We start from the raw sequence: 22,694 nt of genomic DNA on the forward strand, positions 1-22,694 counted from the left end.
TGCCCGGAACGACGGCGTGGCTCCCTCACGCGCCGAGGTGTGCGAGACCCACACCGCGACGCTGTTCTTCGTCGGCGACCGGGCCTACAAGGTGAAGAAACCGGTGGATCTGGGATTTCTGGACTACACCACGGTGACGGCCCGCCAAGCGGCCTGCGAGCGCGAAGTCGTCCTCAACCGCCGCTTCGCCCCCGACGTCTACCTGGGAGTGGGCGAGTTCCGCAGCCCTGACGCGACGGCGCCTGAACCACTCGTGGTGATGCGCCGCATGCCGGAGAACCGCCGTCTCTCCCGGTTGGTCCGAGCAGGGGCCGCCGTCGACGACGTCCTCCGGGCCGTCGCCCGGCACCTCGCCACGTGGCACGCGGACGCGCCCCGCGGCCGCGACGTGGCCGAGCAGGGCACGCGTGACGCGCTGTCAGCGCGGTGGGAGGCCGGCTTCGAGCAGATCCACGCGCTGGCCGCCGACGGCCTCGTGCTCGACGGGGCGACGGAGGTCGAGCGGCTGGTGCGCCGGTACCTCGCCGGTCGCAAGCCGTTGTTCGACGCCCGCATCGAGCAGGGACGGGTGGTCGACGGCCACGGCGACCTGCTCGCCGACGACATCTTCTGCCTCGACGACGGCCCCCGCGTCCTGGACTGCCTGGAGTTCGACGACCGTCTCCGCTACCTCGACGGCCTGGACGACGCCGCCTTCCTCGCCATGGACCTGGAACAGCTCGGCGCCCCGGAGGCTGCGGCGTACTTCCTCGCCCAGTACGGCGAGTATTCCGGTGACCCGGCGCCCCCGTCCCTGTGGCACCACTACATCGCCTACCGCGCGTACGTCCGCGCCAAGGTCTCCCTGATCCAGGCCTGCCAGGGCGCGCCCGGATCCGAGGTGGCGGCGAGGCGGCTTGCTTCCATGGCGCTGCGCCACCTGCGCACCTCCGCGGTCGGCCTCACCCTCGTCGGCGGACTGCCCGGCAGCGGGAAGTCCACACTCTCCGGAGCGCTGGCCGACCGGCTGGGGGTCACCCTGCTCAGCAGCGACCGCCTCCGCAAGGAACTGGCGGGCATTCCCGCGGAGCAGTCCGCGGCGGCCGGCTACGGCGAGGGCCTGTACACACCCGAATGGACGGCCAGAACCTATGGCGCCCTGCTCGAGCGCGCAGCTGCCCTGCTGTCCGCCGGCGAGTCCGTGGTCCTGGATGCCACCTGGTCCGATGCGGGACAGCGTGAGGCGGCCCTGCGCGTGGCCGACCGCACCAGCGCCGACCTGGTGGCCCTGCACTGTCACGTACCGGGCGACGTCTCAGCAGCCCGCCTGAAGACGCGCGCCCCCGGCGCGTCCGACGCGGGCCCTGAGGTCGCCGCCGCCATGGCGGCCAGGGAACCCCCATGGCCCGATGCCGTCGCGGTCGGCACCGGTGGTTCGTTGGAGTCCGCGGTCACCCAGGCGCTGACGGCCGTACGTCCGTGGGGCCCCGGCCAGGCCCCGGTCTTCCGCCGCCCCTACATGGAGCCGGACTGAGGCCCGCGGCGACCAGGAAGCCCCGGCCCGGTGGGAGGTCGCGGACGAGGAGGCTGAAGCCCGCATGTCCTCCTGGACGTAGGACATGTCCATGGCCACTTCGTGAAGGTCGGTGTTAGTGACATCGGACATGGTGATCGCCGCCGAGGGGGTCTTGGTTGCCTGATCCCCAGTCCGACGGGGACGCTCAGGACGAAGGGGACCTCAGGTCCCGAGGCGTGGCCTGTTCGGCCTCAGGGGCGCCGTGCCCGGCGGCCCAGCGTCGTCGAACCGCTTCTTCGTGTTCCGCCTCCTCCAACGTAAGCTCCGCCTCGGCCAGTTCGCCCTGCAGCCGCGGGATCCAGTGCCGGCGCAGGGCACGGACCCGCTGCCGTGTCCGTACCGCCTCGGCGGCAAGAAGCTCGGCGGCTGCCTGGTGGGCGGCGAGTTCCGCCGCGGCACGGGCCGCGGCACGGTAGGCCGTCTCGGCGTGCGCGAGTGCGGTGTTGGACGGGGTCTGTTCCCACGGGGAGCGGACGGGGTCCGTCCAGCCCACCGCTGCCGGGTGACGCACGCCCATCAGCGCGCCCCACTGGACGTCGACGCGCGCCCGCTCCACCGGCGCTGCCTCGGCCAGCGCGCGTTCGCCGCCGATCAGCACACCGCGCACCAGCCACGTTTCCGCCTCGGCCAGCTTCCGTCGCCATATCTGGTCCGCGTCCTCAGCCGCTTGTCGTGCCATGCGCTCCCGGTCCAGCAGGAGCCGGAGCTTGCGTTCCAGGAGGTCCGCTCCGCGAACCGCCGTGGCGAGACTGCGACGCAGCCGAAGGCGCCCGGCGCGTCCGGCCGGGACCCGGCGCGCCCGCGGACTCACCGTGCCTCCTGGTCCTGCGGCGGAGCGTGGGCGTCGAGCAGGTCGGCCGGAAGCATGCCGAGCTGGCTGCGCGGCAGCGTCAGCAGCACCTCCCAGGCCCGGTCCAGGGAGTCGTCCAGCGACCGATTCTCATCGGTGCTCTGCGCCAGGAACCGGTGCCGGAAAGCGTTCTCCAGGTCCAGATGGCGGAGATCCGTCGGGCTGAGCGCCGAGCGTCCGATCAGGTCGGCGAGCTCTCGCACCTGCCGGGACCGGGCCAGCGCGGCGATCAACTGCGCCGCGACGGCGGCATGGTCCGCACGGGTGCGTCCAGCTCCGGTTCCCTTGCGCATCAGCCGCGACAGCGAGGCCAGCGGATCCACGGGCGGATACGTACCTGCCGCCTGCACCTCGGCGGACAGCACGATCTGGCCCTCCGTGATGTAGCCGGTGAGGTCCGGGACGGGGTGGGTGATGTCGCCCGCGGGCATGGTGAGCACTGGCAGGATCGTCACCGACCCCGGCCGCCCTCTGATACGGCCGCAGCGTTCGTAGAGGGACGCGAGGTCGCTGTAGAGGTATCCGGGATAGGCCCGGCGGGCCGGAATCTCGCCACGCGCGGCGGACACCTCGCGCAGCGCCTCCGCATAGGCCGTCATGTCCGTCATGACCACCAGGACGTGACGGCCCTCGCTGAACGCCAGGTGCTCGGACACGGTCAGGGCGAGTCGCGGGGTCAGCAGCCGTTCGATCACCGGGTCGTCGGCGGTGTTGAGAAGCAGGACCAGTTCCCTCGCGGCCGAGCGTGCCGCCAGTCCGTCGCGGACGAACGCCGTGTCGGCATGGGTGAGTCCCATACCGGCGAACACGACGGCGAACGGCTCACCTCCGCACGTCGCCTGGGCCGCGATCTGCACGGCCAGTTCCAGGTGCGGCAGCCCTGCCGCCGAGAACACCGGCAGCTTCTGGCCCCGCACCAGCGTGGTGAGCACGTCCACGGCACCCACGCCGGTGAGTACCGCCTCGTTGGGCGGTTCCCGGCGTACCGGGTTGATCGGCGCGCCGCCGACCAGCGCGTACGACCCGCCCAGCACCGGTGGTCCTCCGTCCGCCGGCTCGCCCCGCCCGTTGCACACCCGTCCCAGCCATCCGGTCCCGACCGGGATCCGCAGTGGCGTGCCGGAGAAGGCGACGCGGGTACCGGTGCGGTTCATGCCGGCCGTATCTTCCAGGACCTGCACCACCGCGATGTCGCGATCCACTTCCAGGACCAGGCCGTGCCGTCGTTCACCGGAGTCGAGGACGATCGTGGCGAACTCGTCCCACCCGACCCCGCTCACCCCCTCGACGAACAGGAGCGGACCGCGCAGATCCCGCACCCCCGCGTACTCGATGCCCACGGCGCCGGTCATGCCGCCTCCTTGAGCCGGGCCAGCACGGTGTCGCGGGCCGCGGCCACCGGAGTGGTCTCGGCGGGGCCCGCCGTTTCACGCGCCCGCAGCAGAGGGGTGAAGTCGACCGCTTCGACGACATCCGCGGGAATGCCGGAGTCCACCAGTTCCAGGCAGCGGTCGACAACCGTCAGCACGGCCCCCACCAGGGCCGCCGTCCTCCCGGGCGCGCTGTACGCGTCCGCCGGGGACAGCGCGTTCTGCTGGATCGCAGCCTCGCGCAGCAACCGTCCGGCGAGCACACTGATCCGTTCCCGGGGCGGCAGCGCCGTGATCCCGACCAGCTCGACGAGGTCGGCCAGCCGGTCCGCCTCCGCCAGCTGCCGCGCCACACGTCCGCGCCGCTCGGCCCATTCGGCGTCACCGGCCCGCGCATGGGCGGCGGCCAGCGTGGCGGCGTCCCGGGAGAAGGACTCCGACCAGGACACGGCCGGGTAGTGGCGTGCGTAGGCGAGATCGCGGTCCAGGCTCCACAGACAGCGCACGAAGCGCTCGGTGTGCGCGGTGACGGGCTCGGTGCGGTCACCGCCCGGTGGAGACACCGCGCCGATCACCGTGACCGAGCCGGTCGCGCCGCCGAGGGTACGCACGGCGGCGGCCCGCTCGTAGAACGCGGCCAGTTGCGAGGCGAGCCCCGCCGGATAGCCCTCCTCGGCGGGGAGTTCGCCCATACGGGAGGCGAACTCGCGCAACGCCTCCGCCCACCGGGAGGTCGAGTCGGCGATCAGAACGACGTCGAGGCCCATGTCGCGGAAGTACTCGGCGACCGTCGCGCCCGTGTGCACGCCGGCCTCGCGAGCCATCATCGGCATGTTGGAGGTGTTCGCGATCGTCACGGTCCGTTCGGCCAGACGGCCCCCGGTACGCGGATCGGTCAGCTCCTCCAACTCCTCGATGACGTCCGCCATCTCATTGCCCCGTTCGCCGCAGCCGACGTAGACGATGACGTCGGCGTCGCACCACTTGGCGATCTGCTGCAGCAGCATGGTCTTGCCGGTGCCGAAGCCGCCGGGCACGGCGACCGTGCTGCCACGTGCCACCGGGAAGAGCAGGTCGACGGCCCGCTGCCCGGTGTTCAGGGGCACGTCCGCCGGCAGCCGCCGCGCGACCGGTCGGGGTCTGCGCACCGGCCAGGACTGCTCCATCCGCACTTCCTGGCCGCCCACCACGGCGAGCACGTCGTTCGAGCGGTGATCGCCCGCCGCCGCGATCCGAGTCACCTCACCCGACAGGTTCGGAGGCACCAGGAGCCGCAGCGGCACGCCTGCGCGGATCTCCCCGAGGACGTCACCGGCCGCGACCGGCGCTCCCTCGGCCACTCTCGGTGTGAAGGACCAGCTGCGTCGGTCCGGTTCGCCGGTCGTCGGTCCGCCCGCCGTGAGAAGGTCGCCGATGTCGGCCAGAGGGCGCAGCAGCCCGTCGAACACGCCGCCGAGCAGATCCGGTGCCAGTCGCACTGACAGGGGGCGGCCCTGGGGCTCCGCAGGGTGCCCGGGCGCAAGTCCGCCGGTGTACTCGTACGCCTCGATGATGGCCGTGTCGCCGTGGATGGCGACCACCTCGCCCGGCAGCCCGGCGGCACCCAGCATGACCAGGTCGTGCATGGCCACCGTGGGCGGGCAGGTGATCTCCACGAGAGGGCCGGCGACACGAAGGATCCGTGGGCGGTCCGCGCCGTCCGGCGTAGAGCCGGACGTGATCTGCGCAAGCGCATGCCTGTCCGACGAGTCCGACGAAGGGTTGCCGGAGCTGGTCATGCCGGCGCCCACAACGTCTCGGCCCGGGCACCGAGCCGGTCCAGGGCACGGTCGGCGAGGGCGTCCGCCGACAGGTCGACCCGGCGGCCGGGCACCTCGGCCGTCACCCCGCCCTGCGGGGCTGCCGTGACCCGCGCCTGCGGACCCAACAGGTTCCGTGCCGCCTGCGCGCAGCGCGACCGCACAGACGCGTCCTCCGCGAATTCCCTTCGCACGCCTGCGCGGACCGCAGCTCTGAGAGCCGCGTAGACCTCAGCCCTGGCCGCCAGTTCAGCCGCCCAGGCATCCTGGACCGCCCGCACCCGTTCCCGAGCCGCCTCGGCGGCACCGTCGGCTCTGCCGAAGTCCCGGGCCCGCGCGAGCACCGCCTCGGCCGTGGCGCGGGCTGAGCGCAGGGTTTCCTCCGCATCGGCCTGAGCGCGGTCCCGTACGGCGTCGGCCGAGGCCCGTGCCGCGCGCAGCAACTCGGCGCGTACGGGGCTCAGCGCGTCGACGGAGGCGGTCATCCGGGCATCACCACCGTCAGTGGCCTGGACGGGTCCGGCGCGGTCGCCGCGCCGCCCAGCGCTTCGGCGGCCTCGGCCGTGAGGATCACGAGGCCGACCGTGCGGGGCAGCGTCCGCCAGGCCTGGCGGACGGCGTCCGGGTCTTCCGCGACGAGCAGGTCGACCCCCGCCAGCGCCAGACCGGACACGCTGGTCCCGGTGCCGATGGCGGCCACGGTGGCCATCGTCATGCCTTTCCGATCAGCAGGATCGCGACCACCAGCCCGTACACCGCGATGCCCTCCGCGAGACCGACGATCACCATGGCCCGGCCGAACATCTCCGGTCGTTCGCTCAACGCCGCCAGTGCCGCGGCGCCCGTGTAGGCGACGGCTATCGCGGCTCCTATCGACGCGCCGGCCACCGCGATGGCCGCCCCGATCAAGGCAGATCCGTTGACCACACCGGACCCGGCGGCCTGTGCCGAGGCCTGTGCCGGCCCCGCCAGCGCGGTGGCGAGGACGATCAGGGCACCGCCCAGAAGGGCGAGGTTCGTGCCCAGGAGCCAGCGGAAGGCGTGTCTGGTCCGGTGCCGCTGGAGCAGCCGGACGGCGCCGAGCACCGCGACCAGGACGGGAAGGACGATCAGCCAGGTGAGCATGGGATCACCTTCGTAGCGGGATCGGCAGGCTCCGCCAGGGGAACGTGCCAGGGACGGAACGGGCGGCCCTCCGTCTCGAAGAGCCGGGAGAAGAGCTCGTAGAACTCCAGCCGCAGCGCCTGCACACCGGCCACCAGGGCTTCCAGACCGAAGGAAACGGCCGTGCCCACGACGAACAGCAGGGCGGCGCCCGCGACTCCGGCGGCCCCACGCCCGGCCAGGCCGGTCGTACCGCGCCACACCAGATCCGCGAGGGCGGCGTGGGTCAGGCCGAAGGCGGCCAACCGGGCGAAGGAGAGTGTGTTGGTGCCGGTCCGCACGACGACGTCGAACAGCTGTACCACCGTCTCGGCGAGACCCGCACCACCGCCCGCAGTGGTCCGGAACAGGCCGGACGCCACCAGCGCCAGCCCGGTCACGGCAAGAGCGGCTCCGGCGACGGCCGTGGCCTGCCGGTGCAGGACCAGGCCTGCCGTGGCCAGAGCGAGCCCCAGGTAGAACAGCAGCCCGGCGCAGCCCGACGCGGCATACAGGGCCGAGACCCAGCCGCCCTCACGCACCCGGTTCACCGCCCCGGCGGCGTGTGCGAGGGCCAGCAGACCTGCACCGAACACCACGGCGGCGGCCAGCAGACGGGCAGGACTCTCCAGTGGGCTCAGCCACAGCACCGGCAGCAGGCCCGTCGGTCCGAAGAACTCGCCGTAGGCGGCCCCGGCCACCATGGAAGCGACGCCCGCACCCGCGAGGAACGGCCACAGCCGGCGCACCCCGGCCAACCGGCGCGGCCACCCGAGGCGCAGCGCGACCGCACCGAGCACCAACAGCGCCCCGTGCCCCACGTCGCCGAACATGATCCCGAACATCGCGACGTAAGTGAGGCCCGCCGGCCACGAGGGATCGACGTCCGCGTAGGCGGGCGTCCCGTACGTGGTCACCAGCGGGGTGAAGGAGGCCGCCCGGCCCGGCCGCAGCAGCGTCGGCGGATCGGTTCCGCGCGGGGACGGCAGCGGCAGCAGCGCGCCTCCCGCAGCGGCCAGCCGTCCCGCGACGCGGGGTACTTCGGAGGCCGGGCACCACCCGGCCAGCGCGGCCACCTCTCCCTGCCGTACCGCGCCCTCCGCACGCTCCTCCAACTGGGCCTCGCCCGCCAGGAGCGCGACATCTTCTTTGCGTTCGAGCAGGTCGAGATCGGGCGCGGCGGCAGCCAAGAGCGCTGTGGCGGCGCTTTCGGGGCCGACTGTTGCGCCCCGTCCCCGCAACCGCTGCAGTCGCACGGCCGCCGCCCCAGAAGCCGCTTCCTCGGCGCGGTCCAGTTCCACGCAGCCCTCCTCGGCGATCCGCACCAGAGCCTCCCGCAGGGCCGCCTGCGGCACGATCACCGCAACACGGCGCATGCGGACCGGCGTCACCGCCTCAGACCAGGGCATCGAACACCTCCCCGGGCCGTCCCCCGCGCGCCGCCGACTCCAGCGCCGCCCGCACCCGCCAGGCGTCCACGGACATCAGCGCCACCGCACCGACGACCACTCGGGGCCCGTACCGGCCCTCACGCACCAGCGCCGCGCCGTCCGCCTGCACCGTCCGCCACCAGCGCACCTCCGCCCGCCACAGCTCACCCGGCTCGTCGATGCCCTCCAGGGCCCAACCCGCGGACGAGGGCAGACGCTCGCGGAACTCCTGGTACGTGGCGGCGGCCGTCACCCGCGCTGCGAGCAGGCGCGCCGCGTCGCGCAGTACGGGCTCCGGAAGAGAGCGGTGATGCACGAACAGCTCACGAGCCGCCAGCAGGACAGCGCGTCCCCGGGCCCAGCGGCGCGCGGGCTGTACGGCGACAGCGGTGCGGCGCGCGGCGGCCATGCGCATGCCGGTGACCAGGGCCCACGGCGTGTCGCCGCCCGGGTCGCCCCAGGGCGAGGCCGTGAGCGCCGCCCGTGTCTCGGCGGGTGTCCCGGCGCTCTCCAGACTGCGCCAGGCGGTCTCCAGCGCGCCGAGCCGGTAGGGCTCCGGGACCTCCGCGCGGCGGCCGTCGATTGAAGGCAGCCGGGAGGCCACGTTGGCGATCTCGAACCCGGCGGCGAGCGGAACCAGCAGGCGGGCACCGCCCCGGGGCAGCCAGCCGGCGAGTACCCGCAGATGCCACAGCAGGGTGGCGGACACCGCCCGCTGCGCCTGACGCAAGTCCGCCGCCGTCCGCGTGTACCTCCCATAGGGCGTCGTCGCCACGCGTTGCAGGGCGTCACCGAGCGTCGGACCACGCGCGATCTCCCGCACCCCGTCAGTGCCCGGATACCGGCCGACGAGGGCCTTCGCGCGCACCGCTCCGGCGACCCACCCGGCAGTCACGGCTCTTCCCACCTCCCGCCTGTGAGGCGCAGGGCGTCGGCCACAGCGAGATCCACCAGGTGGGGCATCCGCTCCAAGGCCCGCTCACGGAGCGCCGAGGCAGTGCGGTCTCCGGCGGCGCGGAGGGCCTTCGCCTCGTGCCGAGCCTCCCGCAGGAGGGGTTCCGCGGCCTGCTGGCGAACCTCGGGAGCACCCTCCCGCGCGGCTTCCACCATGCGTGCCGCCTCTCGCGCGGCGTTCTGACGGAGGGCCTCGGCCTCCTGCTCAGCAGCGGCCCGGATCTGCGCCGCCTCCTGCTGAACATCTGCCAGCCGGGCGAGGGCGGGTTCCAGTTCCGCGGCGCGTTCCGTCGTACGGTCGGTGGGCACGCCGGTGGCGGATCCTCCCGGCGTGCCCACCGCACGGAACCGCTCCAGGAACTCCCGCAGGCTCATGGACGGCCTCCTGCCGGTCGGCTTCTCTTCCAGTCTCACCGTTGCCGTTCCGGCCCGCATCGGACAGGGCCGTCACGCCGTTCCGCCAGGGCCGTTCGGCTCTTGGCACGGGAAGAGGGAACGAAAGACTGGGGGTAGGCAACTCGACGGAGTCTGGAGGTCGCCGTGAACGAGCACGAGAACTTCTCCGCGGGGGCCGAGGTCCGGCGGGATGTGTCCTCCCGTCCCTCGAGCCCCGGCGAAACAGCACGGCAGGACACGTTGCTTCGCTACCTGGGTGCCGTGGCCACGGCCGCGTCCAAGCACGCAGGCACTGAAGCGCAAGCTCTGCCGAGCGCCACGGCCCGCCCCGCACTTCCGTCCACCCCGCTCACGCCGCACTCCGCGTCCGCGCCCGAACCGGGACTGCCGCTGGTACGGGACGTGATGGACGTGCCCGTCGCCTCCCTGCGCGAAGACCTGCCGTACCGCGACATCGCCCGCTCGCTGGCGCGCGAGCACGTGGGCGTGCTCCCGGTCGTGGATGCCGAGGACCATGTGGTCGGCGTCGTCTCGGAGTCCGACCTGCTGGCCAAGGTCGCCTTCGAGGCATCCGGTCACCGGCCCGGCCGTATCGGCAGGCTGCGCGAGCGCCGGATCCATGGCAAGGCGCGTGGCGACCTGGCCGCCGACCTGATGACAAGTCCCGCGATCACGGTGCTGCCGGGCGCGACCGTCGCCGAGGCGGCCTGGCTCGCCGCGCTGTCCCGGTTGAAGCGGATGCCTGTCACCGGCCGCGATGGCCGCCTGGTGGGCGTCGTACGCCGCGATGCGCTGTTGCAGTCGCTCATCAGAGACGACGCCGGTATCCGGACGGAGGTCGAGGCAACGATCGCCGCGTGCTGCCCACCGGGTGACCGGGAAAACGTCGAGGTGGCCGTGCACGACGGCATCGTGGAGCTGACTGGGCGGATGTCCTCGGCGACACTGGCCCGGCTGGTGGCGGAGGTCGAGGGGATCTTCGACGTCGTCGAGGTGAAGAACCTGCTCACTGCAGCCTGACGCCGGCGACTCTCAGCGGGAGGAACGGTCCGTGTCTCTGTGGGAGTCGTGGGGGTCGGATTCGTGCTGGTCCAAGTGGGAGGCGAGGACCGCCGCCTGGACGCGGCGCTGCACGCCCAGTTCGGCCAGCAGCCGTGAGATGTGGTTCTTGACGGTCTTCTCCGACAGGTACAGTTTCCTGCCGATCTCGCGGTTGGTCAGACCGTCGCCGATCAGCGTGAGAATGTCGCGTTCTCGGGGCGACAGGGCGGCCAGTTCCGGAGGCAGCGACGGCGCCTCGGCCGGATCGGCCCTGAGGGAGCGCATGAGGCGGGCGGTCGTCGCCGGGTCCAGCATCGACTGCCCCGAGGCGACGGTACGCACCGCCGACACGAGGTCGGAGCCCTTGATCTGCTTCAGCGCGTATCCGGACGCCCCGGCCATGATGGCGTCCAGCAGGGCCTCCTCGTCGTCGAAGGAGGTCAGCATCAGGCACGCCAGTTCCGGCATCCGGTCGCGCAGCTCGCGGCAGACCGTGATGCCGTCGCCGTCGGGCAGGCGGACGTCGAGCACGGCGACGTGCGGTCGCAGGGCGGGGCCCCGGGTGAGCGCGTGTTCGGCGGTGTCCGCGTCGCCGACCACGGTGATGTCCGGTTCGGCGTCCAGGAGGTCGGTGGCATACCTCGACGTGACCCTCGGGCAGTGCGGTGGTCCGTCCAGTGGCCGAGGTCTGTCCGTCATGACGCCTCCTTCGTGAGGTGCGGCTCGGTGCCCCGTGACATGGCCTGCGCGGGCCCGGCAGGCCACGCCAGGGCCCGGGTGATGTCGGCGACGGTGAGAATGCCGACGAGGCGTCCTTCGTCCAGGACAACCGCGCGGCGTACGGGGCTCACCTCCAGCCGGGGGAGCAGGTCGAGCACCGGTTCATCGGGCGCGGCGATGACGACATCATCCAGAGGACGCATCACCTCCCGGACTGTCGTGCCTGCACGCGCCTGGTCCGGCGTCGTCTCGACACGCCGCACGGTGAGCAGACCGACCACCGAGCCGTTCGCCGCCACCACTGGGAAGGCCGAATGGCGGTAGTGCCCGAAGGGACCCTCGGCCACGAAGTCGGCGAGTGTCGCCGCGTCCGGAACCGTGGCGGGGTGCGGGGTCATGACGCGGCTGACCGGGACACCGCCCAGCACGCTCCGCACCTCGGCCTGACGGGCTTCCGCAGTCGCCGCGGTGACAAGGAACCAGCCGACCAGCGCCGGCCACAGGCCGGACAGGTTGTGTCCGAACAATACGGCGGCGAAGCCGGTCAGCACCATGAACCAGCCCAGTGCCCGGCCCGCCGCCGAGGCTCCGCGGGTGGCCCGCAGTCGGTCGCCGGTGCGGTGCCACAGGTACGCCCGCAGCAGCCGACCTCCGTCGAGCGGGGCGGCGGGCAGCGCGTTGAAGACGGCGAGCAGGATGTTGATCGCGGACAGCCAGGCGACCGCCTCGACCACGAGCCCGGAGGCGTGCAGCGTGTCCAGTCCGGCGGCAACGCCCGCGAGGACACCGCCGGCCAGCAGACTGGTGAGCGGACCCACGGCGGCGATGCGCAGCTCCGCGGCCGGGGTCGCGGCCTCGCTGTGCAGGCGCGCGGCGCCGCCCAGCATCCACAGGGTGATGCCGTCGACCTGCACCCCGTTGCGGCGGGCGACCACGGCGTGCGCCAGCTCGTGCGCCAGCAGCGAGGCGAGGAAGACGACCGCGGCCAGCAGGGCCAGAGCCCAGTACTGCAGGGCAGAGTGGCCCGGATGGGCGGCAGGGAATTCGCCGCGCGCGAGAGCGACCGTCACCAGGGCGACGATGACCAGAACGCTCCAGTTCAGGCCGACCCGCACGCCGGCGATTCGACCGAGGTACAGCGTCTCGTTCATGAGTCTCGCCTCATCCTCCAGCTTGCGTACCGAGGGCCGCTTCGCCCACCAGCGGGTGCGAGAGGGAGTGGCCCCTGAGGGTACGGCTCAGCCCGTCTTCGGGCCCCACTGCGGTCCCACCAGATCCCACTCCTGCTCCCATCGGGCCATGCGACGCCGGTCGAGCCGTGCTCGAGCGCAGGCGCCCGCGCCGAAGACCGGAGCCGCGGAGGCGAGGGCGGCCGCGGCACCGAAGAGGGCGGCCTCGACGTGCCCTTCGGCACGGCTCGTCGGCGGTGAGAGCGTGAGTCGGCCCTGAGCGTCCTGCCAGACGGTCACTGAGGCTCCGGCCTTCAGGCCGCTGTCCACCGGCGTCTGCCCGCTTCGAGGGGTGCCGTCGGGGGCCGTCCAGTGCACGGAGCCCCGGACACGGCCGTCCCCCGACCAGTCAGCGGTGGTGCCGCGCGGCGCGTCGGCAAGGAGGACCGCTCGAGCGGCATGCCTGTGGGCGCGCTGCTCGGCGAACTCATGCTCGGCGGCACGGGCCGTCATCAGTGCGGCGACAGCGCCGGCGACGGCGACTATCACCCAGACCGTCAGGACGATCCAGGCCTCGACGATGTCCTCGTGTCGGCGCAGCGGATTGCTCCGCCACCGCCACAGCCGCTTCGTGGCGCTCATGAGGAACACCTCCTCGTCGTTGTGCCTGCTTCGACGGTGACTCCGGCCGGGGCATGCTCACAGGGGCCGATGGGGCTCGGTGCAGGGCCGCCCGGTCCTGGATCGCGTACTGGGAGGGCCGATGGTCCCCTGTTGGGCTCCGAGCGCAGGCGTCCCAGTCGCCGGGAGCGTGGCAGCGATGGGAGTTCGGCACACCCCGTTGCCGTACCGAGGCCGCCCTGCCACGGGCCGGTCAGCCAGGCACGTCAGCGCACGTCAGCCGGCTGTCTTCGCTGTGCGTCCGTCCTCGTCGCTGTGCGTCCGTCTTCGTGAGGAGGACGCCGTTGACCAGCTCGGGGCGGATGCGCACCGCTTGGTCCAGAGGTTCCGTCGGCGCCCGGGGCTGCAGCAGGCCACGGATGCGTTCCGGTTCGACCGGGTCGGTCACCAGCTGGGCGTACCTCGACGCGCCGATGTGCTCGCGTCTCACCGGCTGCCATGACGTGCCTCTCTTCCGCTGCCGGTCGGGTCCATGCCGGTGAAGGGACCGTGGGCCTCTGTCACCTGCTGTCACTCGTGTCCATGTCCGTCAGTGCCGCCCGGCCCGCCTCGAGACGGGCCACCGGAACCCGGAATGGCGAGCAGGAGACGTAGTCCAGGCCGACATCGTGGAAGAAGTGGATGGACCGCGGGTCGCCGCCGTGCTCGCCGCAGACGCCGGTCTCCAGGTCCGGTCGGGCAGCGCGACCCTCGTCGACGGCGATGTGGACCAGTCGGCCGACCCCCTCCCGGTCGAGCGTCTCGAACGGCGAGGCGGCGAAGACGCCCTTGTCCAAGTAGGCCGAGAAGAACGCGGCCTCCACGTCGTCGCGGGAGAAGCCCCACGTGGTCTGGGTGAGGTCGTTGGTGCCGAAGGAGAAGAACTCGGCCTCCTCGGCGATCCGGCCGGCCGTGAGCGCCGCCCGGGGCAGTTCGATCATCGTGCCGACCGGACAGTGGACGGGGGTGCCGGTCTCCTCACCGACCTGGGCCAGAACGCGGGCCACCTCCTCGCGGGCGAGCCGCAGTTCCTCGACGGCTCCGACGAGCGGCACCATGACCTCCGCATGGGGGGAGCCACCCGCTCGGGTGCGCTCGACGACCGCCTCGGCGATCGCCCGCACCTGCATCGCGACCAGTCCCGGAACCACCAGGCCGAGCCGCACGCCCCGCAGGCCGAGCATCGGGTTCTCCTCATGCATCCGGTTCACCGCTGCCAGCAACTCCACGTCGTATGTGTCCGGTTGCCCGCCCGCGGCCTCGGCGGCGGCGATGCGGACGGCCAGGTCGGTGCGGTCGGGCAGGAACTCGTGCAGCGGCGGATCCAGTAGCCGGATGGTGACCGGGAAGCCGTCCATCGCCTCCAGGATGCCCGCGAAGTCGCGCCGCTGAAGCGGCAGCAGAGCCACCAGCGCGCGGTCCCGGTCGGCATCCGTACGGGCGAGGATCATCTCCTCGACCAGCTTGCGCCGCTCGCCGAGGAACATGTGCTCGGTGCGGCACAGCCCGATCCCCTGGGCCCCGAACTTCCGGGCCCGGGCAGCGTCTTCGGGGGTGTCGGCGTTGGCCCGCACCTCCAACCGCCGAACCGAGTCAGCGTGGACCAGCGCCCCGGCAACCGCGGAGACCACGCTGTCGGCCTGTTCACCGCTTTCCAGGTAGCGCATGGTCGCCGACGCGACCAACGGGACTGCCCCGAGGAACACGTCACCGGTGGAACCGTCGACCGAGACGACGGTTCCCTCCGGGACGACCAGGCCGTCACGGGCGGTGAAACGCCGCGCCTCCGCGTTGACCGTGATGTCCCGCGCCCCGCACACGCAGACCTTGCCCATGCCCCGGGCGACGACCGCCGCGTGGCTGGTCTTGCCGCCCCGGCCGGTCAGCACCGCCTGCGCGGCCACCATCCCGGGCAGGTCGTCGGGCGTCGTCTCCTCGCAGACCAGGACCGCCTTCTCGCCGGCCGCGGCACGTCGTACGGCCTCCGCGGAGTCGAACACGACAGCGCCCACCGCGGCGCCCGGCGAAGCCGGCACACCGCGGGCAAGCGCCTCACCGGTGGCGGCGGAGTCGAAGCGCGGGAACATCAGCCGGGCCAACCCCTCACCGCTCACCCGCGCCAGGCCCTCGTCGGAACCGATGAGACCTTCCTGCACCAGCTGGGCGGCGATCGCGAAGGCGGCGTCGGCCGTGCGCTTGCCCACCCGGGTCTGCAGCATCCACAGCGTTCCGCGCTCGATGGTGAACTCGATGTCGCACAAGTCGCGGTAATGCCGCTCCAACGTCTGTGCGTGATCGCGCAGCTGCCGGTACGAGTGCGGGTCCAGCTGCTCCAGCTCGGCCAGCGGCGCGGCGTCCCGCACACCCGACACGACATCCTCGCCCTGGGCGCTCGGCAGGTAGTCGCCGTACAGGCCGGGGCGCCCGGTCGCCGGGTCACGGGTGAAGGCGACGCCGCTGCCCGAGTCGTGGCCGAGGTTGCCGAACACCATACGCTGCACCGTGACGGCCGTTCCCAGATCGTCCGGGATGTGCTCGCGCCGCCGGTACAGCACGGCGCGTTCGGCGTTCCAGGACCCGAACACGGCGAGGATCGCCCGATGGAGCTGCCGGGCGGGAGACTGAGGGAAGTCATGGCCGGTCTCGTCCCGGATCAGGTTCTTGTACGTTTCCACCAGCCATGCGAGGTCGCTCGCGTCGAGATGGAGGTCGTCGGGGGCTTCGCGGGCGTCCTTCAGCAGGGTCATGGCCTCGTCGAACAGGGCCGCGTCGACTCCCATCACCGTGCTGCCGTACATCTGGACGAGCCGGCGGTAGGAGTCCCAGGCGAAGCGCTCGTTGCCGGACACCTTGGCCAGGCCGAGCACGGAGTCGTCGTTGAGACCGATGTCGAGGATCGTCTCCATCATGCCGGGCATGGAGAAACGAGCCCCGGAGCGGACGGACACCAGCAGCGGATCGTCCCCCTGCCCGAGGAGCCGCCCGGCACCCGTCTCCAGTGCCGAGAGATGCCGGGAGACCTCCGCCGACAGGCCCTCCGGTTCCTCGCCGGTGGCCAGGAACGCGCGGCAGGCTTCGGTGGAGACGATGAACCCCGGCGGGACGGGCAGCCCCAGCCGGGTCATCTCCGCCAGGTTCGCGCCCTTGCCGCCGAGCAGGCCGGCCAGGTCACGGCCACCGTCCTGGAAGTCGTACACGTAGTGGACCATGACGCCGCTCCTCGGCTCTTGGCTCTCGGTACCTCCCAGCCTGAAGGGGAGCGGCGCGCCGGGGCAGGTGTCCTCCGTCCCGCGCGGTGGGCCGACCGGCCCCATGAGTGCCGAGAGCCGGCCGGTTCTGACGTCGGGAGACCGTCTTGGACGGCTGGTCCCGCTCGACGCGTTCCTTGACCTCGTCAGTGCATGGTGCGCGCGGCTTCGACGACCCCCACTCCGGCCGGGCGCGCACCAGCGGTCCTGAGCTCGGCCCAGCGTCCTTGGGCGCCGTGTCCGGTCCGGCCGACGGGGGTCGGGCGGACCGGACTGCCTCGTGTGACGCGGACCGCGGTCTTCCGGGTCGGCCGGGGCGGTCAGTGCAGCCTGTCGAGCGCCTTCTGGAAGGCGGCGGCGTGCCTGGCCTCGTCGGCGGCGGTGTCGCGGAAGTAGCGGGCGGCCGCGGTGTCGCCGACGGCGGTGGCGCGCTCGGCGAATGTCGGGTACACGGTGGTGGCCTCGTTGTGCTCCCCGGCGACGGCCGTGCGCAGGTCCGTCTTTGTCGTGTGGACCAGGCCGGCCAGGACCGCCTCGCCGGCGAGGTGCTCGTGCAGTTCGACTGCGGCGGTGCCCTCCCACAGGCGGGCCAGCGCGGTGTTGCCGGTCTGCCGGGCGTGGGCGGCGAAGAGCATGTACTTGGCGTGGGCGAGCGCCTCGCCGTGCAGGGCGGTGTCCAGGTTGGCCTTGGTGCGGGCTGCCTTCACCTTCGGCAGTCCGGCGGGCACCGACACCACGTCGGCCTTCCAGGGCGCGGGGACGGTGCCGCGGCCGGTGGTCGTGGACGTGAGGGCGGTGCGGAAGGCGTCGCGGTGACGTCCCTCGTCCACGGCGATCTCGCTGAAGAGATTCGCGGCCTGAACGTCCCCGTCCGCGCGGGCCTGTTCGGCGAAGCGGCGGTACATGACCTGGTGCTCGTAGGTCTCACCGCTGATGGCCTGGCGCAGGTTGGCCGCGTTCGATCCGACGGTTCCAGCCATCGCGGCCGCCTCGCGCAGGTGCTCGTTCAGTTCGGTCTGCGCCGTACTGAGGAAGAGCCTCCCGACGGCCGGCAGGCCCTGGCGGTCGGCCTCGGCGGCGAAGAGGCTGTAGGCGGCATAGGCGTACGCCTCACCCTTCATCGCCGCGGCCAGGCCCGTGAGCGTCTGCGTGTGCAGAGCCCGGGTGGCGGTGTGCGGCGCCGGGGGCGGTGCGCCCCCGGCCAGAGCCGGTGCCGCAGGCGCGGCTGCGGCCAGCGCGCACAGACCCGCTATGAACATACGTGTCGAATGGCGGAACACGGTGTCCTCCTTCCGGGGCGCACCCTTTTGGGTGTGAGCGCCCCTCCTCATGCCACCCGCACCTCCATGTCAGCGCCCCTTGACATCACCCGTCCGAGTGGACACAGAGAGTAATCGTGTGCTCGACGATGTCCACGGAGCGGTGCTGACGACGAACGGGCTGCGGTCGGGCGGAGCCCGGGCGTCCACGCTCGGCGAGGCGCACACGGTGGCCAGCCGAGGAAGACCCCCGCCGGACCGCACCCGCCGGTGCGTGCCCGCTGTCTACGCGATGCTTCGTGCATCGCCCGCGACGGACTTACGACCTCTGGAGCGATGTCAGCTCCCGGATCTGCCCGGCGGCCTGTGCGCGTTCAAAACGCCGCTGGGGAGAGGTGACCCCAGTCAGGCGGATCGCGGTCGCCGTAGTCTTGACCGGCGCGTCTTGGTCAGGGAGTGGACCGCAGCGGTGGTGCCTGCCACGTCATCCCGGGCGGCTGAAGCAGGGGCGAGGGCTCGGGTCCGGGGTCATCGGTGTCGACGACTCCGGCGGCCGTGTGGTCGAAGCCGGCGGGCCAGCGGGTGTGCTCGCTGGCCAGGGCGCCGGTAAGGCGTGCTTCGACAAGGTCGGCGGTACTCAAGTCGGTGCCGCGCAAGTCGGCCATGCGGAGGTCGGCGCGGTGGAAGACCGCGCCGTGGGCGTTGGCCTTACGCAGGTTTGCCTCGCGCAGGTCGGTCCCGGTGAAGTCGACGTCACGCAAGTCCGTTTCGACCAGCTTCGCGGCCCGTAGGTCGGCCAGGATGCAGCGAGCCCGCCGGAGAATCGCAGTCGTGAGGTCGGCGTGCCGCAGGTTGACCGAGACCAGTGACGCCCGGGTCAGATTGGCGTGGTACAGGCCCGCCGCCTCCATGCAAGCGCGGTCGAAGTTGACTTCGGGGAACCACAGTCCGTCGCAGTCGGCCCGGCGCAAGTCGGTGATACTGAGATTGACCCAGGACTGCTCCCGGTGCTGGCACAGCACGCCGAGCGCGGTCAGCGCCACCTGGGCGTCGGCGGCGCGGGTCTCCAGGGGCGCGAGGTCATTGATGGGCACGTCTGCCCCCGGTGATTCCGGCCCGGCGGGTGGCCAGGGCAGGTGTGTACGCAGGTACGCGGCCTGGATGGAGATGATGGCCTCGCGGTCGCGGGCGGACTGCTCCGCGATCCGCCACAGCGCGTGCAACCCGCCGATGCGCACATCCAGCTTGTCGCTGCCGAGCTGGTCGACGGCCCGGCTGAATCGGTCGGTGACGTAGCCCTCCTGGGTGGCGCGCAAACCGTCCTGACTCACCCGCAGTTGCCGCCAGGTGGCGTACGCGCCGAAGAGCACGACCAGGCCGCCGACCACCTGCAGAAGCGTCGTGCGGACGTCGTTCACCGCCTTCAGCCGATCCTGCGCGGCGACGCTCGCCCCGGCGAGATCGTGGTCGACCACCACCCCCGGCAGTACGACGAACACCGTGCCCAGAACGACCAGCCCGGTCCCGGCCAGCAGACCTGCGGCTGCAAGACGCCTGACCAGCCCGTCGTGCCATGCCCGCCGCCCGCGGTCTGGTTCCCCCGTCTCCATGGACATGAGAGCCTAGGTGCCATTCAGAAGACGATCAAGAGTGCTGTGCCACCGGCCCGTGACATGAGAACGGCCGTACGGGTTGGGTGAGTCGCGAGGCTTGCCCGGGGCCCGTACGGCCTGTCCCCACCCTGCCCTGTCCGGCAACTCGCGCGCCCGGCGTTCATCTCCGGCAAGAAGAAGCAGAACATCATCAAGACCACCACCTTCAGTGACCCGCAGGGTCGCACCCTGTTCAGCGGTGTGGTCCGGCCGGCCCGCATGCACGACCGAACCGCCGTGGTCGCCGAGGTATCGCCGAGCCGCTCCACCGGAGGAGGACGCCTCCGTCCTACCTCCCCGTCCAGGACGCCTACCGCGACGCCCGCCGCCGGTACACCGACGACGTCCTCTGGAAGGCCTGCCGATGCCGCACTGAACCCCGCGGCGAGGCCTTCCGGGCCGATGCGCCTCAAGGGCCGCCTCGGAGGGCTACCCTGCACCACTCATGCGGGGAGGGGGAGTGAGAGCGTCGAGTGCTGTCGCGCGGAGGACGGCGGCCACACGTGTCACGGCCCGGGTCGGCGGGTCGGGCAAGCGGGCCAAGAGCAGGCGCCGCTGTTCTTGCGGGCCGCCGCGGACGAGGAGGACCCGCACGCCGGGAGGTACCGCGGAGACGAGCGAGGCAGGAAGGGTCGTCAGCCCGCACCCTGCGGCGACCAGGTGGAGCTTGGCCAGCCAGTCGCGGGCGGTGAAAGCGATGTCGGGACGCTCGTCCAGGCCCGGCCACACGCCCATCAAGCGGTCCTCTCCTGATGAGGGCCCGGCGATCCAGCGCTGTCCCCGCAGATCGGTCACGTCTACGTAGGTGCCGCGGGCGAAAGGGTGCGTGGCGGGCACGGCGAGGCGCAGAGGGCGTTCGGTGAGTGTCTGCAGGGACAGTGGAGGCGACTCGGCGTCCGGCGCGCGGAACGGTGGCGCCGAGGCGAGCAGGGCCAGATCCAAGCTGCCCGCCCGGAGCGCGCGGACCAGTGCCGGGGTGCCGCCCTCGCGGCCGACGACCTCGAGTCCCGGATCGCTTTCACGCAGTGCGGCAAGGGCCTGGGGCAGCAGCACGGCGCCGACGCTGGGTACCCATCCCAACCGGACCGTTCCGGTCTGCTCCGGCAGGCCCGACAGTTCCCTGGCGGTCGCGGCGATCTCGTCGAGCACGATCGTCGCGCGGCGCATGACGACGCGACCGGCTGGCGTGAGCCTGGCCCCGTCGCGCCGCCGCTCCAGCAGCTCCGCGCCTGCCGCGCGCTCGATCGCGGCGATCTGCCGGGAGACCGCGGACTGGGTGTAGCCGAGCGACGCCGCGGCCGCGGTGAAGGTTCCCTGTTCGGCTACAGCTCGCAGGACGCGCAACGCAGTGAGTGACACATCAGTGAAGTCCATGACGTTTACGCATGTTAGCTGTTCTGAACTCTCGTTGGACTCATGGAGGGCGGGTTCCTAGCGTGGAGGCATGACCACTTCACGCATCGCCCTCGTCACGGGCGCCAACCAGGGACTCGGCCGGGCCGTCGTCGAGGGGCTCGCGGCCCGCATGGATCCGCAAGACCTGGTCCTGCTCACCGGACGCAGTCAACAGCGCGTGGCGGACGCCGCCCGGGAAGTCGCTCAACTGTCCGCCACCCGCGCCCGGGTCGAGGGCCGGGTCCTGGACGTCACGGACACCGAGGCCATCGCCCGTCTCGTCGAGGACCTGAGGGTCCGCCACGGAGGGGTGGACATCGTCATCTCCAACGCGGTCACCCGGCTGCTCCCCGAGGAGTCGCAGTCGGCGCGGGCCGACGAGTTCATCGACGTCTCCAACACCGCCACCCACGCGATCCTGCGCTCCTTCGGCTCCGTGCTGCGCCCGGGCGGCCGCCTGCTCGTCGTGGCCAGCAGCCTGGGGACCCTCGGTCATCTCGACGGTCGGCTGCACCACTTGTTCGACGGCGCAAGCCTGGACCAGGTCGAGTCCGCCGTCGAGTCGTGGCGCAGCGCCATCCACCACAGGAACGCGCAGGAGGCGGGCTGGCCGCTGTGGCTCAACGTGCCCTCGAAGGTGGCCCAGGTCGCCGCCGTGCGCGCCGTCGCCGCCGAACGCCGCGCCCGGGACCTGGCAGACGGCACGCTCGTCGCCGCCGTCTGCCCCGGCATGGTCGACACGGCAACCTCGCGCCCGTGGTTCAGCGACTACAGCCACGCCCAGCCTCCTGCCCGGGCCGCCGAGGCCGTGCTCGATCTGCTCTTCGCCGAGCACGTCGACCCCGCGCTCTACGGCGAGTTGGTGCGCTTCGGCAAGGTCCTGCCCTGGCACGACGGCACGCCTCCAGTCGAGCAGGACGCGATGCTCATCCCCTGACCGCACCGCCTTCCGCCCGCCCGCAGCGACTCTGTCCGCTTCACCATCCAGCCCTTTCAGCAAGGAGCCCCCTCGTGAGCGCCCTCACCACCCCGTTTGGTTTCGCCAGCACCGCCGGCGAGGTCGTGTCAGGAATCGATCTCACCGGCCGCCGCGCGATCGTCACCGGTGCCTCCTCCGGCATCGGGGCGGAAACGGCCCGCGCCCTTGCGGCCACCGGTGCGGCCGTCACCCTCGCCGTGCGGGACGTGGCGGCGGGCGAACGCGTCACCAAGGACATCACCGGATCGACCGGCAACCAAGACGTGCGCGCCGTGCACCTCGATCTGACCGATCCCGCGTCCATCACGGCCTTCACCGCCGCCTGGCAGGGTCCGCTGCACGTACTGGTGAACAACGCGGGCGTCATGGCCTGCCCCGAGCAGTACACCGAGCAGGGCTGGGAACGGCAGTTCGCCACCAACCACCTCGGCCATTTCGCCCTAGCCACCGGCCTGCACGGCGCGCTGGCCGCGGACGGCGACGCCCGCATCGTCGTGGTGAGTTCCACCGGCCACCAGCAGTCACCGATTGTGTGGGACGACGTCAACTTTGCCTTCCGCCCCTACGGCCCGTGGCTCGCCTACGGACAGTCCAAGACGGCCAACGTCCTGTTCGCGGTGGAGGCGACCCGCCGCTGGGCCGACGACAACATCACCGCCAACGCCCTGATGCCGGGCGCCATCTACACGAACCTGCAGCGGCACACCGGCGGCCGGGGCAGTGGCCGCGTCCCCGCCGAGCTGATCAAGACTGTCGAACAGGGCACCGCCACGTCAGTGCTCCTGGCCACCTCGCCGCTGCTCGAAGGCATCGGCGGCCGCTACTTCGTCGACTGCAACGAGACCGAGATCGTCGACCGCCGCTCCGGCTCGCTGCACGGTGTCGCCCGCTACGCTGTTGACCCGGCGGGCGCGCGGCGCCTGTGGGACCTCTCCCAGGACCTGATCGCCGGCGTCGCCTGACCGGGACAACCATCCCCCGCCAGACGAGCTGCACCTGTCGCTCCAGGACCGCAGAATGGACACCGGTGGGCGCCTCCCGCATGTAGGCCCCGCGCAGCTCGTGGGCCCCCTG

The 22,694-nt window shown here is 72.2% G+C and carries 20 protein-coding genes and 1 pseudogene; 4 read left to right on the top strand and 17 right to left on the bottom strand.

Going from position 1 to position 22,694, the window contains the following annotated elements:
* Positions 1-37 precede the first annotated feature (37 nt).
* Positions 38-1,513 (top strand): AAA family ATPase, encoded by a 1,476-nt coding sequence (locus AB0N63_RS29515; protein WP_365533679.1) that lies wholly within the window; start codon positions 38-40, stop codon positions 1,511-1,513.
* Here AB0N63_RS29515 and AB0N63_RS29520 read toward each other — a convergent pair.
* The 10 genes and pseudogenes from AB0N63_RS29520 to AB0N63_RS29565 form a co-directional block, all read right to left on the bottom strand.
* Positions 1,503-1,645 (bottom strand): annotated as a pseudogene (locus AB0N63_RS29520) (nicotinate phosphoribosyltransferase); the annotation flags it as partial. The gene AB0N63_RS29515 and the pseudogene AB0N63_RS29520 sit on opposite strands and share 11 nt — an antisense overlap.
* Positions 1,646-1,700: 55 nt before the next feature.
* Positions 1,701-2,366 (bottom strand): V-type ATP synthase subunit D, encoded by a 666-nt coding sequence (locus AB0N63_RS29525; protein WP_365533544.1) that lies wholly within the window; start codon positions 2,364-2,366, stop codon positions 1,701-1,703.
* Positions 2,363-3,757 (bottom strand): V-type ATP synthase subunit B, encoded by a 1,395-nt coding sequence (locus AB0N63_RS29530; protein ID WP_365533546.1) that lies wholly within the window; start codon positions 3,755-3,757, stop codon positions 2,363-2,365. Before AB0N63_RS29530 ends, AB0N63_RS29525 begins: the two co-directional genes overlap by 4 nt.
* On the bottom strand, positions 3,754-5,553 hold the full coding sequence (locus tag AB0N63_RS29535; RefSeq protein ID WP_365533549.1) for a V-type ATP synthase subunit A: 1,800 nt from the start codon (positions 5,551-5,553) through the stop codon (positions 3,754-3,756). The genes AB0N63_RS29530 and AB0N63_RS29535 overlap by 4 nt, the downstream gene beginning before the upstream one ends.
* The gene (locus AB0N63_RS29540) at positions 5,550-6,059 is read right to left on the bottom strand and encodes a hypothetical protein (RefSeq protein WP_365533551.1); all 510 of its coding nucleotides are present in this window, start codon (positions 6,057-6,059) and stop codon (positions 5,550-5,552) included. The genes AB0N63_RS29535 and AB0N63_RS29540 overlap by 4 nt, the downstream gene beginning before the upstream one ends.
* A complete protein-coding gene (locus tag AB0N63_RS29545) occupies positions 6,056-6,289 on the bottom strand; it encodes a V-type ATP synthase subunit F (RefSeq protein WP_365533553.1) in 234 nt (77 codons plus the stop codon). Before AB0N63_RS29545 ends, AB0N63_RS29540 begins: the two co-directional genes overlap by 4 nt.
* A complete protein-coding gene (locus AB0N63_RS29550) occupies positions 6,286-6,699 on the bottom strand; it encodes an ATP synthase subunit C (protein WP_365533554.1) in 414 nt (137 codons plus the stop codon). The genes AB0N63_RS29545 and AB0N63_RS29550 overlap by 4 nt, the downstream gene beginning before the upstream one ends.
* Entirely contained in the window at positions 6,684-8,126 is a 1,443-nt protein-coding gene (locus AB0N63_RS29555; RefSeq protein WP_365533556.1) for a V-type ATPase 116kDa subunit family protein, read from the bottom strand. Before AB0N63_RS29555 ends, AB0N63_RS29550 begins: the two co-directional genes overlap by 16 nt.
* Entirely contained in the window at positions 8,113-9,042 is a 930-nt protein-coding gene (locus AB0N63_RS29560; protein WP_365533558.1) for a hypothetical protein, read from the bottom strand. Before AB0N63_RS29560 ends, AB0N63_RS29555 begins: the two co-directional genes overlap by 14 nt.
* Positions 9,039-9,476 (bottom strand): hypothetical protein, encoded by a 438-nt coding sequence (locus AB0N63_RS29565; RefSeq protein ID WP_365533560.1) that lies wholly within the window; start codon positions 9,474-9,476, stop codon positions 9,039-9,041. The genes AB0N63_RS29560 and AB0N63_RS29565 overlap by 4 nt, the downstream gene beginning before the upstream one ends.
* Positions 9,477-9,641: 165 nt before the next feature.
* On the opposite strand from AB0N63_RS29565, the gene AB0N63_RS29570 reads away from it, so the two are divergent.
* The gene (locus tag AB0N63_RS29570) at positions 9,642-10,517 is read left to right on the top strand and encodes a CBS domain-containing protein (protein WP_365533562.1); all 876 of its coding nucleotides are present in this window, start codon (positions 9,642-9,644) and stop codon (positions 10,515-10,517) included.
* Between the two features lie 12 nt (positions 10,518-10,529).
* Here AB0N63_RS29570 and AB0N63_RS29575 read toward each other — a convergent pair whose 3' ends face one another.
* The 7 genes from AB0N63_RS29575 to AB0N63_RS29605 all read right to left on the bottom strand — a co-directional run bounded on the left by AB0N63_RS29575 (position 10,530) and on the right by AB0N63_RS29605 (position 20,620).
* Positions 10,530-11,237 (bottom strand): response regulator transcription factor, encoded by a 708-nt coding sequence (locus AB0N63_RS29575; RefSeq protein WP_365533566.1) that lies wholly within the window; start codon positions 11,235-11,237, stop codon positions 10,530-10,532.
* Positions 11,234-12,409, bottom strand: coding sequence for a site-2 protease family protein (locus AB0N63_RS29580; protein WP_365533569.1), 1,176 nt, complete (start codon positions 12,407-12,409; stop codon positions 11,234-11,236). Before AB0N63_RS29580 ends, AB0N63_RS29575 begins: the two co-directional genes overlap by 4 nt.
* 87 nt (positions 12,410-12,496) lie before the next feature.
* Complete coding sequence (locus AB0N63_RS29585) at positions 12,497-13,069, bottom strand: hypothetical protein (protein WP_365533572.1); 573 nt, start codon at positions 13,067-13,069, stop codon at positions 12,497-12,499.
* 539 nt (positions 13,070-13,608) lie between these two features.
* The gene (gene ppdK / locus AB0N63_RS29590) at positions 13,609-16,296 is read right to left on the bottom strand and encodes a pyruvate, phosphate dikinase (RefSeq protein ID WP_365533575.1); all 2,688 of its coding nucleotides are present in this window, start codon (positions 16,294-16,296) and stop codon (positions 13,609-13,611) included.
* 359 nt (positions 16,297-16,655) lie between these two features.
* Positions 16,656-17,615 carry a ferritin family protein gene (locus AB0N63_RS29595; protein WP_365533577.1) on the bottom strand — a complete coding sequence of 320 codons (960 nt, stop codon included), beginning with the start codon at positions 17,613-17,615 and terminating at the stop codon, positions 16,656-16,658.
* A 428-nt stretch (positions 17,616-18,043) separates the two neighbouring features.
* The gene (locus AB0N63_RS29600) at positions 18,044-19,204 is read right to left on the bottom strand and encodes a pentapeptide repeat-containing protein (RefSeq protein ID WP_365533682.1); all 1,161 of its coding nucleotides are present in this window, start codon (positions 19,202-19,204) and stop codon (positions 18,044-18,046) included.
* Positions 19,205-19,675: 471 nt separating this feature from the next.
* Entirely contained in the window at positions 19,676-20,620 is a 945-nt protein-coding gene (locus AB0N63_RS29605) for a LysR family transcriptional regulator (protein WP_365533580.1), read from the bottom strand.
* 70 nt (positions 20,621-20,690) lie between these two features.
* Between AB0N63_RS29605 and AB0N63_RS29610 the strand changes: the two genes are divergently transcribed.
* Positions 20,691-21,578: an SDR family NAD(P)-dependent oxidoreductase gene (locus tag AB0N63_RS29610; protein WP_365533583.1), complete on the top strand. Its 888-nt coding sequence runs from the start codon at positions 20,691-20,693 to the stop codon at positions 21,576-21,578.
* A gap of 74 nt (positions 21,579-21,652) precedes the next feature.
* Entirely contained in the window at positions 21,653-22,582 is a 930-nt protein-coding gene (locus AB0N63_RS29615) for an SDR family NAD(P)-dependent oxidoreductase (protein ID WP_365533586.1), read from the top strand.
* Positions 22,583-22,694 lie beyond the last annotated feature (112 nt).

Source organism: Streptomyces sp. NPDC093260, from assembly GCF_040683715.1.
GTDB lineage: Bacteria > Actinomycetota > Actinomycetes > Streptomycetales > Streptomycetaceae > Streptomyces > Streptomyces sennicomposti.

Bases quoted from the DNA above. Each gene is read 5' to 3' on its own strand.
- AB0N63_RS29555 (WP_365533556.1), bottom strand. From the start codon at position 8,126: ATGCCCTGGTCTGAGGCGGTGACGCCGGTCCGCATGCGCCGTGTTGCG.
- ppdK (WP_365533575.1), bottom strand. From the start codon at position 16,296: ATGGTCCACTACGTGTACGACTTCCAGGACGGTGGCCGTGACCTGGCC.
- AB0N63_RS29610 (WP_365533583.1), top strand. From the start codon at position 20,691: ATGACCACTTCACGCATCGCCCTCGTCACGGGCGCCAACCAGGGACTC.
- AB0N63_RS29530 (WP_365533546.1), bottom strand. From the start codon at position 3,757: ATGACCGGCGCCGTGGGCATCGAGTACGCGGGGGTGCGGGATCTGCGC.
- AB0N63_RS29600 (WP_365533682.1), bottom strand. From the start codon at position 19,204: ATGGAGACGGGGGAACCAGACCGCGGGCGGCGGGCATGGCACGACGGG.
- AB0N63_RS29575 (WP_365533566.1), bottom strand. From the start codon at position 11,237: ATGACGGACAGACCTCGGCCACTGGACGGACCACCGCACTGCCCGAGG.
- AB0N63_RS29580 (WP_365533569.1), bottom strand. From the start codon at position 12,409: ATGAACGAGACGCTGTACCTCGGTCGAATCGCCGGCGTGCGGGTCGGC.
- AB0N63_RS29585 (WP_365533572.1), bottom strand. From the start codon at position 13,069: ATGAGCGCCACGAAGCGGCTGTGGCGGTGGCGGAGCAATCCGCTGCGC.
- AB0N63_RS29605 (WP_365533580.1), bottom strand. From the start codon at position 20,620: ATGGACTTCACTGATGTGTCACTCACTGCGTTGCGCGTCCTGCGAGCT.
- AB0N63_RS29540 (WP_365533551.1), bottom strand. From the start codon at position 6,059: ATGACCGCCTCCGTCGACGCGCTGAGCCCCGTACGCGCCGAGTTGCTG.
- AB0N63_RS29535 (WP_365533549.1), bottom strand. From the start codon at position 5,553: ATGACCAGCTCCGGCAACCCTTCGTCGGACTCGTCGGACAGGCATGCG.
- AB0N63_RS29565 (WP_365533560.1), bottom strand. From the start codon at position 9,476: ATGAGCCTGCGGGAGTTCCTGGAGCGGTTCCGTGCGGTGGGCACGCCG.
- AB0N63_RS29550 (WP_365533554.1), bottom strand. From the start codon at position 6,699: ATGCTCACCTGGCTGATCGTCCTTCCCGTCCTGGTCGCGGTGCTCGGC.
- AB0N63_RS29545 (WP_365533553.1), bottom strand. From the start codon at position 6,289: ATGACGATGGCCACCGTGGCCGCCATCGGCACCGGGACCAGCGTGTCC.